General features: G+C 44.1%; 10 protein-coding genes. 7 read left to right on the top strand and 3 right to left on the bottom strand.

The window, feature by feature from the left end:
- Positions 1–184: 184 nt before the first annotated feature.
- A complete protein-coding gene (locus GGE08_RS09740) occupies positions 185–1,546 on the top strand; it encodes a TolB family protein (RefSeq protein WP_257023994.1) in 1,362 nt (453 codons plus the stop codon).
- A 23-nt stretch (positions 1,547–1,569) separates the two neighbouring features.
- Entirely contained in the window at positions 1,570–2,970 is a 1,401-nt protein-coding gene (locus GGE08_RS09735) for a Gfo/Idh/MocA family protein (RefSeq protein WP_179384703.1), read from the top strand.
- Positions 2,971–3,048: 78 nt separating this feature from the next.
- Here GGE08_RS09735 and GGE08_RS09730 read toward each other — a convergent pair whose 3' ends face one another.
- Positions 3,049–3,975, bottom strand: coding sequence for a LysR family transcriptional regulator (locus tag GGE08_RS09730; RefSeq protein ID WP_179384702.1), 927 nt, complete (start codon positions 3,973–3,975; stop codon positions 3,049–3,051).
- A gap of 96 nt (positions 3,976–4,071) precedes the next feature.
- Between GGE08_RS09730 and GGE08_RS09725 the strand changes: the two genes are divergently transcribed.
- From GGE08_RS09725 to GGE08_RS09705, 5 genes are read left to right on the top strand one after another with little or no spacing between them, the layout of a single operon-like run.
- Entirely contained in the window at positions 4,072–4,380 is a 309-nt protein-coding gene (locus tag GGE08_RS09725; RefSeq protein ID WP_179384701.1) for a hypothetical protein, read from the top strand.
- 46 nt (positions 4,381–4,426) lie between these two features.
- Positions 4,427–4,621, top strand: a complete 195-nt coding sequence (locus tag GGE08_RS09720) for a hypothetical protein (protein ID WP_179384700.1) — start codon at positions 4,427–4,429, stop codon at positions 4,619–4,621.
- A 24-nt stretch (positions 4,622–4,645) separates the two neighbouring features.
- Complete coding sequence (locus GGE08_RS09715) at positions 4,646–6,103, top strand: proton-conducting transporter membrane subunit (RefSeq protein WP_179384699.1); 1,458 nt, start codon at positions 4,646–4,648, stop codon at positions 6,101–6,103.
- On the top strand, positions 6,100–8,478 hold the full coding sequence (locus GGE08_RS09710; protein WP_179384698.1) for a DUF2309 domain-containing protein: 2,379 nt from the start codon (positions 6,100–6,102) through the stop codon (positions 8,476–8,478). Before GGE08_RS09715 ends, GGE08_RS09710 begins: the two co-directional genes overlap by 4 nt.
- Before the next feature lie 3 nt (positions 8,479–8,481).
- Positions 8,482–9,336: a DUF6671 family protein gene (locus GGE08_RS09705; RefSeq protein ID WP_179384697.1), complete on the top strand. Its 855-nt coding sequence runs from the start codon at positions 8,482–8,484 to the stop codon at positions 9,334–9,336.
- A 5-nt stretch (positions 9,337–9,341) separates the two neighbouring features.
- Here the strand turns inward: GGE08_RS09705 and GGE08_RS09700 are convergent, their stop codons facing one another.
- Complete coding sequence (locus GGE08_RS09700; RefSeq protein WP_179384696.1) at positions 9,342–10,283, bottom strand: TerC family protein; 942 nt, start codon at positions 10,281–10,283, stop codon at positions 9,342–9,344.
- A gap of 334 nt (positions 10,284–10,617) precedes the next feature.
- Complete coding sequence (locus GGE08_RS09695; protein ID WP_257023993.1) at positions 10,618–12,465, bottom strand: family 43 glycosylhydrolase; 1,848 nt, start codon at positions 12,463–12,465, stop codon at positions 10,618–10,620.

Genomic DNA, 12,465 nt, shown 5'->3' with positions numbered 1-12,465 from the left:
CCCTTTTTTTGAATTGCTCCTATTTAAATTGACTTTAATACAAAGCACTACAATTCAATAAGTTATAACCAAAAGCTGTCTTTTTTTGGGCTCATCTGTACATCTTCGGAGAGTAAAGAACCTATCCCAATTATAATGGCAAAGCCGTATATTTAGAGCGCACACCAAAACTAAACAGCCAAACATGAAGGTTTTTTTACATCTTCAGCAGCTTCGCATGCGCCAATTTCAATTGTCGCTTTCAAAGTCCTGCCTATTTTTATTCAGTATTTTATCCAGTATATCCGTATCCGCCCAGCAATCGAAAGATTCCCTGGAAATCATCACATTATTGGAAAAAGAAGGAAGGACTTGGCGTATGGGGGACAAAGAGGAACATGCCGAATGCTGGCTGGAGCGTCCTTATGGACGCATTATGGTTTCTACGGCAGATGGAAACACCTTCAACCTGCCTTCAAAAACCATGATCGACCCCCAACCGGGCATGATGGGAAATGGTGGATTTGCCTTTCATTCCGATTACAGTATGAAAATCGGCAGCGATATGGCATGGGTGAACCATGATGAAGTTTCGGTGGACACCAATGGAAAGGTGTCCCTATCCCATGAAATACGTTTTTTGGAAAAATGGAACAACCAATGGAAATTAGTGGGACAGTCCATCCATTCCTACAATAACCCTACAAAACAAAAAATGGATACTACCAGTTACATACAGACCGTAGACATTGAGACCGGGAGCATTGAAACGGTACTAACGATAAATGGGCATTTTGAAGCCCCCAATTGGCACCCGGACAATTATTTGATCGTAAACAGTAAAGGGAAGTTATATACCTTGGACCTTGAACATAAAGAGCTGGAACTATTGGAAACCGGCTTTGCCGACGAATGCAATAATGACCATGGCATTTCTCCGGATCACAAATGGCTGGCCATTAGCCATAACGACAGGGAACACCCCTCAACCAAACCCTATAAATCTGCTATTTACGTCCTTCCTATTGATGGTGGTACACCGCGAAAGGTAACCTCTAAAGTGCCTTCCTATTGGCACGGATGGTCGCCAGATGGCAAAAGATTGGCCTATTGCGCCGAGCGAAATGGAAATTATGACATCTATACTATCCCAGTGGAAGGTGGTGAGGAAAAAAGACTGACCAATGCGGAAGGGCTGGATGATGGCCCTGAATATTCCCCAGATGGTAAGTACATCTATTATAATTCCTATAAATCTGGGCACATGCAATTGTGGAGAATGGACCCAAATGGCAAAAACCAGGAACAATTGACTTTTGACCAAAATTCCAATTGGTTCCCCCACCCTAGCCCAGACGGCAAATGGATTGTATATATCGCCTACACTTCGGACCAAAAACAGAATCACCTATTCGGTAAGCAAGTGAAGTTAAGATTGATGAACCTGGAAACAAGGGACATTAAGGACATTACCCCCGTTTTCTTTGGGGGCCAAGGTACCATCAATGTGCCCTCATGGAGTCCCGATAGCAAAAAGGTCGCTTTTGTGAGCTATTCCGTCAACTAGAAGAAAATAAGAAACCAAAACACATGAAAAACAACGATTCCAACAAAAGAAGAAAATTTTTACGTCAAATTGGGGCCACTACGCTGGCCACGGCAAGCACCCCCTTTATCTCATTTGCAGCCCAAGAAAAGGCCGAAGAGCGCATACTTCGTTATCAAAAAGGGTTTGCGAGCAACGATACCGTCCGTATCGGTGTGATCGGGTATGGTGTCCAAGGTCATTTTGACCTATCCACTGCCCTCCGTGTTCCCGGAGTGGAGCTTGCCGGTATTTGTGACCTTTATGAAGGCCGACTGATTCGGGCTCAGGAAGAATTTGGCAAGGACTTGTACGTTACCCGAAATTACAAGGACCTGTTGGACAGGGACGATATTGATGCGGTGCTTATCTGTACCACCGATGTGTGGCATGCGCAGATGACATTGGATGCGCTTGCCAAAGGCAAGCATGTGTATCTGGAGAAACCGATGGTTCATAAAATCGATGAAGGCTACCCGGTTATGCAAGCGGCAAAAAAATCGGGCAAGGTGGTCCAAATCGGCAGTCAACGTGTAAGCAGTGTGGGCTATGAAAAGGCAAAAGAGCTCTTGGCTGCCGGAGAAATCGGGGACTTGAACATGGTTTCCGCTGCATGGGACCGTCAAAGTTCCATCGGAGCATGGGAATACACCATTCCAGACGATGCCAGTGCCGAGACCACGGATTGGGAAACCTTTATCGAAATCACTGATAAAATGCCATTTGATGCCAAAAAATTCTTTTGGTGGAGGGCCTTTAAGGAATTTGGAACAGGCGTTGCCGGCGACCTTTACATCCATTTATTGAGCGGTACACATTTAATTACCAATTCAAAAGGACCAGAGAGCATTTATAGCACTGGACAGTTCAGTTACTGGAAAGACGGCAGGAACATGCCCGATGTGATGTCCGGCGTCATGCAATATCCCGATAGCGAAGAGCATCCTGCTTTCCAGTTGAACCTACGGGTGAATTTCATAAGCGGTACCGGAGGTCAGGAGGTCATCGAGCTAATTGGTTCGGAAGGCACCATTACCATCAATGGGGACGATATTACGGTGGGATACAGCAAAATGCCCGAAGCTCCCGGATTTGGAGGTTATGATTCTGTTTTTACCTTCCCCGAAGAAATGCAAAAGCGGATGACTGCCGCTTATAATGCCAAATGGACCGAGGCACAGCAAAAAAGACATCCAAAAGGTGATATAATCTATAAAGCTCCCGAAGGATACAGCTCACATTTGGATCACTTCACCAACTTTTTTGACGCCATCCGTGATGGTAAAACGGTTGTGGAAGATGCAGAGTTTGGATTTAGGGCAGCCGCTCCAGCACTTGCCTGCAACACCAGCTACTTTGATAAAAAAATTATGCACTGGGATCCCAAAAACATGAAATTGGTGTAGTTGCACCCCTAATAAATCTTTAAGGTTTTCTGAGACAGAGACATCAAAAAGCGCCATGCCTTGGGTACGGCGCTTTTTTTATGCAAAATCGGAAATCCAATCAAATTTATCCTGGATGATGAATTCCTTGCGCTCCCTCAGATAATCCAGAAAGGCCACAGCTGCGGGTGAAAGATTTTTGGATTGCAACCAAATCAAGTTCCAATTGGTAATAATGGGCAATCCTTTCACGGGCACAATTTTGAGGTCTTTGTTACGAAGTGCGTTCTTGTTCCCGATTAAGGGCATGATGGAACATCCCAATCCCGCAATTACGGCCTGTTTTACAGCTTCGTTGGAGGTAAGCTCCATGGTTTTGTTGACCTTAAAATTATTCTTTTCGATAAAGCCTTCCATCGCATTTCGCGTTGCGGACCCAGGTTCCCTATAAATCAGGGGCGTTCGTTCAAAAAGATGCTTTTTTGAAGGCGATTTTGGTAATTCCCGATCATAATTGCTTACGTAAAACAATTTATTGGGCATCAGTTCCACACCATCTACTTTCAATTTATCCGGTAATACCGAAACCAGGGCAAAATCAACCTCATTGAGTTCCAAACTCCGGACGACCTTAGTTTTGTTGGTCACATCCATTATAAGATCTACCCCGGTATGTTCTGCCATAAAATCCGACATAAAATAAGGCATCACATACTTTCCGGTGGAAACGACCGATATTTTAAGGCGACCCGATAATTTTCCTTGATAGGCCATGGTCCGGTAGTTGATTTCTTGTACTTGATTCAAAATTTTTTCGGCAGCTTGGGCTATTTCCTTTCCAAAGTCCGTGACAAAAAGTCGTCTGCCCACCACTTCCGTGAGGGGAATCGGGAACTGATCTTGAAAATTTTTCAACTGTATGGACACTGCTGGCTGGGTCAGGTGAAGCTCCTCTGAAGCCTTCGTAATGCTCTGTAATTCAGTTATTTTCAGGAATATCTGTAGTTGGTGCAAAGTGTAGTTCATAAAAGAAGTTAATGTTTGTTATTATAAATATAAATAAAATTTAATGACTTATTTACCTAACCTTTGCAGCAGAAGAATAAATCTAAACTCACATCCATGGAAACAAAGCAATTATCAAAAGTGGCCACTGAACAAAAAACGATTCAGTTGGTAGACGGGACATTCACACCAAGTGAGGCCTGCGATGTTATCTCCTCATTGATCGATGAAAAAATCAACTTTCACAAAATCCAAAGACTCAAAATTTGGGAAGGCAATCACCACAGCAAGACCAACCTATTGGACAGTCGCATCGGAGAATTGGAGGAAGAAAGACAAACAGCCCGAATGATCATCAACCAGGCGCGAGCTGAAGGTCGTAATGTTCAAATCAACGGCGTTTTGGAATTCAAATTTGTGGATTAATTCAACATACTGCCCAAACCATCAGCAAATGCTAAATCAAGACAACATGCAAAAATCAAAACATATTATCCCCGTGCTTTTGGGACTGCTTATCATGGTCCTAATGATCGCTATGTCATACCTAAATCAATCCATGTTCCTAGATCGCATCTTACTGTGCAGTTTTATCGTAGGTGTGGTATTGTTGGCCAAAGTGCGTAGCGGTGTTCAACGTGTCGTTCCAGAAGAAAAAGACAAATAGGAATTTCCTCAAAAAAACACGAAAATGACTCAACTCACAACCATCATCAGGAAATCATCCGAAAAAACAGTCTTTACCGGGGCCATCCCGGTTTTATTTTGGCTGATGTTTATCGGTAACCTGATCTTTACCTCATTTCACTTTCCCAATGTACCCGAATGGAAATGGGGCGAATTAGTAAAATTCAATGGCTTTTCGGCCTTATTGTGGACCACGGTTTCCTTTTTTGGAGGTGTGATTACCACCTACGCCAGCTCCTATTTTAAAGATCGTGGGCAACGCTCCAAATTCATGCTCCTGTGTTTGGGCTTTACCATTGCCGTTATGCTCTTTTTGGTATCCGAACACATTGTGTTGCTCATGTTCAGCTGGCTATTGATGGGAGCCGTGATGTCCAATTTGATAGGTCTGGATTCACGATGGGGAGAGGCCAGGGAAGCGAAACGTTTTGCCCGTCAGTATTTTGTGATCGGCAGTGTTTTTCTGAGTATCGGTTTGCTTCTTTTAGCATCGTATAACCACACCATCACCTTGAGCGGTGTGATCAATGGTATTGGTAAAACACCTGACCATATTATTGTGATTGCGGCCCTGTGTATCATTGTAGCGGCATTGATCCAATCTGCCATATTCCCCTTTCATAAATGGTTGTTGTCCTCGATGACCGCCCCTACCCCTGCCTCCGCTTTAATGCACGCAGGATTCGTGAACGGTTCAGGCATTGTATTGACTGTTTTGGCCACTGTAATTGTGGCCTCCCGTACCATGGATGTGCTCTTTATAATTGGGGGCCTTACGGCCATCTTGGCACAGTTCACCAAACTTATCCAAACCAATGTAAAACAGCGGCTGGCCTGTTCCACCATTGCACAAATGGGCTTTATGATCATGCAATGTGGACTTGGTTTCTTCAATGCGGCGATTGCCCACTTGATCTTACACGGATTTTACAAGGCGTACTTGTTCCTATCTTCTGGGGAGGAAATCGAACGCTTGAACCCTAAACAGCCCCCTGTCATTAAGATCAAATGGTTGGAAGCCTTGGTCGTATTGCTTTTCAGCTTACTTGGGGCCATTATTTTTGCCAGACTTACCGGAAAAGGTATGGAGTGGGATAGCGGAATCTTCCTTACGCTTATCGCATCAATTACGGTTGGACAGGCCACCTACAATATCGTGAAGCAAAAAACATTCAACGGCCTGCAAAAACTTATAGTTCCCCCCTTTCTTTTTGTGGCTGGGATTGGTGCCTATGCCCTCTTTTACAATGGTGTATCCGCGCTGATGACCGGTATGGAAATCATATCCGTCCCTTCACCGGTAACCCCGCTACAGATTACATTTGGAGTAGTGTTTTTGACCGGTTTCTTTCTGATGAAACTAGGGGTGTATCGCCAAATACCATGGCTGTACGTAAAACTGATGAACCTATCCCAACCATCAAAAAAGACCATTTTAATGTATAAAACCAAAACGCAATGAACCCGACAACCATTAGCACACTCATAGAAAAAGCTGCAGATCATATTGGCAGCACTTGGCCACTCTATTCCTTTGTGACCTCGAATCCGTTGAGCGGTTACGAAAAATTGCCTTTCACAGAGGCAGTACAGCGGGCGAAGGAAGTTTTGGGAACCTCAGTTTACCCAAAGGCATCGGTTTACCGAAAAGCTCTGGAAAATGGAGACATCAATGCTGGGGTCTTGCAAAATGTATTGCACAAACACGGCTATAAAAAGCTTCCAGAACATTATTTGCCATTGATGGAATCCGAGCAAACGGTAGAAAATATCAATCCATTTGCCGAATTGGACAGGGCCATGGTAAAGTGGTTATCCGCATTTATGGACGAAGGCTTGGCGGAGTGGGAAATGCCATTCAAATCATCCGGATTCTATTCCGCATGGCGAAAGCTGGTGCCTTATGATGAGCTTTTGAGGAAAATCGAAACGAACGATATTCCAAAAACCAGTCAGGAAGCATTGACCCTATTGAGCAATGGTTTATCAGAAAAACAAATTCTAGAAATCTTTACCCAACACTTGGCCGCACTACCGGGTTGGGTAGGTTATATCAAACTAAGGAACCAAAACAAAACGGCTTGGCAAAAACAATACCCCATAGATTTGGAACAGTATCTTGCCGTTCGATTGTTGACAGCCAAACAACTTGGTATAGCGTTATTGTCCAATGAAAAAAAGACTCAGCCAGATACCGAAATCGCGGAGCTACAACACTTATGGCTCAAGGCATGGGAAAAAAGCTGGCAATTGGAATTGGTCCACACTCTTGGCAACTCGCCCAAAGAAATCGACTTGAACAAGAAAAAAAGCAGTGTTCCCGATGCGCAACTGGTATTTTGTATCGACACGCGTTCGGAATTGATCCGTAGGCACGTGGAGTCCAAAGGATTTTATGAAACCTTTGGTTACGCAGGCTTTTTCGGGATTGCCATGGATTATGAGAACTCCCAAAACGGTATCACACAAAAATCCTGCCCCCCTATTTTGGATTCTAGCTATACTGTAAAAGAGGTTGCCCAGGCAAACAAGGAAGTTGAAAAGCAAAAATTGGATAGGAAAAATGAAGTTTCCCAATTCTGGAACTACTTCATGAAACGAATGAAAAACATGTTGCCCTCCACCTTTGGCTTTGTGGAAGGCTCCGGGTTCTTTTACGGACTTCATCTTATGGCGCGTACCATAAGTCCAGCTTCGCTCTACCGTTTTTCCCATAAGAGAAAAACAGAACACGAGTCGGTTTGCGACCCACAATTGCAAAACGCCCAAAGCACCCATGATCTAAATGTGCCGATAGCGGAACAAGCCGCTATCGTAAAATCCGGTTTTGATTTGATGGGATGGCAAAATTTTGCTCCCTTGGTCGTTTTTGTTGGCCACGGAAGCCATTCGGCCAACAATCCATTTGGTTCCAGCTTGGATTGTGGTGCCTGTGCGGCCAGCCCTGGGCGACACAATGCAAGAATGCTGGCCAAAATGGCAAACAACACCAATGTTAGAAAGCTATTGGAGAATCAATATGGTCTCAAGATTCCGGACGCAACCTGGTTCTTGGGAGCGGAGCACAATACGACCACGGATGAAATCGAACTGTTTGACAAACATATTCCATCATCCCATCAACAGTTATTGGACAATCTAAAATCAAATCTTGAAAAAGCCCAAATTACAGCGACCCAAGAACGGTTGGGCGCTATGGGCAACAGTGTAGCCATGGCGCAAATCAATGCCAGTAACTGGGGCGAGACCCGTCCGGAATGGGGATTGGCCAAAAATGCAAGCTTTGTGATCGCACCTAGAAAAACTACCCAACATATTGATCTGGACGGAAGGTGTTTCCTGCATTCTTACGATTGGAAAAACGATAAGGATGGAACCGCTTTGGAAGCCATTATGCAAGGGCCCATGGTAGTGACCCAATGGATCAACAACCATTATTACTTTTCTACCGTGGACAACGGAAAGTTTGGTGCGGGAACCAAGACTACCCACAACATTACCGGCAAGTTTGGGGTGGTGCAAGGTAATGGCGGCGATTTACAGACAGGGCTTCCATGGGAGTCCCTCTATAATGCCGATAACGAGCCCTACCACTCCCCTTTGCGACTTACTGTAATAATCCAAGCGCCAAAGGAAAGGGTCAATACCATTCTTTCGAAGTACGAAGCACTCAAGTCGTTAGTGACCAACGAATGGATTCACCTCATCATTATGGATCCAGAGAAAGGAACCAGCATCCACTGGTTGGACCAACAAGAACTGGAACTTAAAGAGGAGGAGCAGTTTATCAATGGGTTTTTAAAACGAAAAGTACACGAAGAATTGACCATTGCCTAACACATGAAAACCCCTGCCCACGGAAATGACCTATTTGTAGGAAGAACCGTGACCATTGCTACGATGCATGGGAAAGAGCAGGTTTTGGCACCCCTATTGGAGCGCGAACTACAGGTTCGCTGTACGGTAGCGGAACATTTGAACACGGATGCTTTCGGAAGCTTCTCAGGAGAAATACAGCGAAAAGGCACTCCTCTGGAAGCACTGAGGTCAAAGACCAAAAAAGCAATTGAGTTGGTCGAGGGAAGTTTGGTGGTGGCCAGTGAAGGATCATTTGGCCCCCACCCTTCCTATTTTTTTATCCCGGGAAACGAGGAAATGGTCATGTTGACCGATACCGTAAACAAACTCGAAATCGTAGGTCGACATTTGACCGAAAAAACCAATTACCATAAAAGAGAAATCAAAAGTCTATCGGAATTCGAATCCTTTGCCAAAGAAATTGGTGCACCCGAGCACGGTATCATCCTTAAAACAATACATGGAGCGCAGCAGGTTTGGAAGGATTTTTCATCCTTTGAAGAAACCGTGCACACTGTGGAACAGCTACTTCAAAAAGGAGCATCCTTGCAAGCTGAAACCGATATGCGGGCCATGAACAACCCTACGCGCATGAAGGCCATTGAACAGGCCACCTTGGATTTAATCAAAAACATCAAATCGTGCTGTCCCAAATGCCAAGTCCCTGGTTTTTCAATTCAAGGAGTGCAGCGGGGGTTGCCCTGTGAACATTGTGGCATGCCTACCAAGTCTGTGAAAGCCCATGTACATTCTTGTCAAAAATGCGGCTTTACGGAAACGCGTTCAAACCAAAGGACATACGAAAATCCCCAATATTGTGATTATTGCAATCCTTGAATCGATCAAAGCGTTCTTTTTTCTTCCTTTTTGGATGCAAGAATACCCGTCAACAAAGCTACAGCGATAAAGCCCAAAGAAAACCATTCGGGAAAAGTGTAGTGGTGCGCCAATATCAATTTTATCCCAACAAAACTTAAGATGGCCACCAAACTATATTTGAGATAGTAGAATCTATCGATCATATGGGCCAAGAAAAAGTACATGGATCGTAGGCCCAAAATGGCAAATATATTGGAACTAAAGACCAAAAAAGGGTCTGAGGTAATGGCCAAAATTGCTGGAACACTGTCCAAAGCAAACAGGATATCGGTAAACTCTATGACCACCAAAGCAATGAACAAGGGTGTTGCCGCAGTAATATGCCTTAATTTGATGAAAAACTTTTGACCTTGCATCTGTGAAGTGATAGGCATGATCTTGCGGAGGTTCCTGTACACAAAAGACTGTTTTGGATTGAATGGCTTCTCTTTGGAAAACAACATCCGTAGGGCCGTCAAAATTAAAAATGTCCCGAAAATATAGGTGGTAAAGCTGAATTTCTTAATAAGGGCCACACCGAAGAAAATCATCAATGCCCTAAAGACAATAGCCCCGAGGATACCCCAAAACAGGACCCTATGCTGATATTTTTGGGGGATTTGAAACGATGTAAAGATGACCGCTATCACAAAAATATTATCTATACTCAGTGATAACTCAATGAGGTAACCCGTAAGATATTTCAAACTGGCATCCATTGGAGCAAGCCCATCGACATTGTCCACTTTTCCCGTTCCATAAAGCCAGTAAATAACCCCGGTGAACAAAAGCGATAACGTCACCCAAACAGCGGTCCAAAAAGAGGCTTCCTTAACACTGATAACGTGAGCCTTCTTATTAAATACACCAAGATCTAGGGCTAAAAAAACGAGGATTCCCAAAAGGAACAGAATCCATACAATCATACATTCGAAGATTTAGGATGCAAAATTAAACATTGGAATTGTTGCGGACGTAACCCGCAGGTTAAATTTTAAATTTCTCAAAATACTAAGATTTTGACCAAAACCACGTTAATAAAAATCCAAATCTACGGGTAAATATCAAATGACGTACATCAGTTTTGTTTCATGGTCCAAACAGTATCAGCGAAAGCTGGCATTGTTATCTATTCATTGTGCAGAAGCTTATGCTAAATCGGTGTCTCCGATGCCTTGGGCTTCTTATTTTCTGATAGCCTCGGAATTCTCCAAGATTAGTGGAAAGCCACCCTCCAATCCATTAATGCTGGACGATTGTTTATTCCACAAAAATGATTTCACTCTTTTCGGAAATACCGTTCTCATTGAATGCTTCCACCTGCATGTAATACGATTGGTCCGTATTTAGGGCGCGGAGTTCGTAATTGGGATGGTCATACATCAGCGCGGAAAGGTTCAATTTGTCTTTGGTAATGCCCCAGTATATGACGTAACCTTGGGCACTATCATCCTTATCCCATGTCAGGTCCGCATTTCTTCTGTCCTTTTGCCGGACCACTTTGAAGTTGGCAGGTCCCTTCGGTTTTGCACCATAGCCGTTACCGAAGACCCTGAGTTCGGAAATCGACAGGTATTTATTGGTACAGTACACATGGTTGTACCGAATGTAACGTGCATCTACGGGCGTTTCCAGTTCAATGTACCCATGGGGCATATCCATGGTATTCTTGGCATAATCGGCTAAGGTTTTCCATTGGGTCCCATCCAATGAATATTCCAGTACAAATTGTTGCCTTAAGCTATCCGGACGCCCAAAGATTTCGCTATTGAAGTCTTGAAAATTGATTTGAACGGCCTTTACGTTCATCTTTTTTTCCAAATCCATTTGAATGTGGATGGAATCATTGTTTGCTTCCGACACCCAGTAGGACCGTATTTCCTCATCATTTATTCGATCTATGCCAAAACCCTTGATCTGTTCCTGCATATAACCCTGCTCACTTTCGTCCACTACATTGATATCCCTATCCACCAAACCAGAGTTGGTGCTAACGGGCTTTTTGTAGGACAACAACATCCAGCCCGTAAAACGTTCCTTGTGATTTTCCACTTCGGTATCGGGCAAAAAATGAGGGTAGTCACCATATGCGGTATTGACGTACATTTGACCGTTATCACTTTCAAATCCTGCGGGATACATCCCCAAACGGCGCTCAAACTTGTAATTTACAGAAATGGCCATCGTGGCAAAGTGCCAGTAGTTTCCATGATTGTCCTTAACAGTGCTTCCATGGCCCGATCCTTTTAAAAAACCTCCGGGCTTATAGGATATGGGATTGTAAGGTGCATACTCAAATGGCCCAAAGGGACTTTTACTGGTTCTTACACCATCTGCATAAACGTTCCACTGTGTCCCGGGAGCTCCATACTCCAGATAGTAGGTATCTCCGTGCTTTATCATCCAAGGTCCTTCCAAATAAGGTGTCAAGTCCGATTTATGATCTTGTCCAAATCGTTCCCAACCATGCTTTTCGGGCTCTAATTGAAAGAGATCCTTCTCATCTCCTTTAGGTACATAATAGTTTTCTGGGTCCAGCTCCACGACCCGGATGGGCCATGTATTGGAAGACTCCTCGTAGAGATATACCCGTCCATCATCATCCACGAACAAATCAGGATCTTGAATTCCTCCTGGTGGATTGATTACCGCATAATTGGTTTTCCAATCCCCAAGTTCTGGATTGTCGGTTTCGAGTATGGGACCACGGCCCGAAGGGTCACCGTACAGGATAACCTTATCCCCTTTAACGGCAGCCGCAGGGGCATTGGACCCTTTAAAATACCAACGTTGTGGCTTAATGAACTTCCAATTGCTCATATCGTCGGAAGCCCAATACCCGTGTGAACGGGTTACGAACATATAGTAACGGCCTTTGAAATTGATTACCGCTGGGTCGGCCCCTGACCGATAAGACACATTGTTGTTCGCCCTGTAATGTGACATATAGGAATAGTCGATATCAATGGGGTTGCAATAGGTCTTAAAACCATTGGGTGAATTTGACTGAACTGTAGCCTCCCCTACTTCAGATTCCTTTTGGATGGGGTCGCCCTTACAGGATAGCAGCATAACTGCAGCCACCAATGCTATGGATATTCCTTTCAT

It is taken from the genome of Allomuricauda sp. ARW1Y1 (assembly GCF_013407935.1).
Taxonomy (GTDB): Bacteria; Bacteroidota; Bacteroidia; order Flavobacteriales; family Flavobacteriaceae; genus Flagellimonas.
Note: the sequence above shows the minus strand (reverse complement) of the source record. Positions and strands in the feature narration are given on the sequence as shown.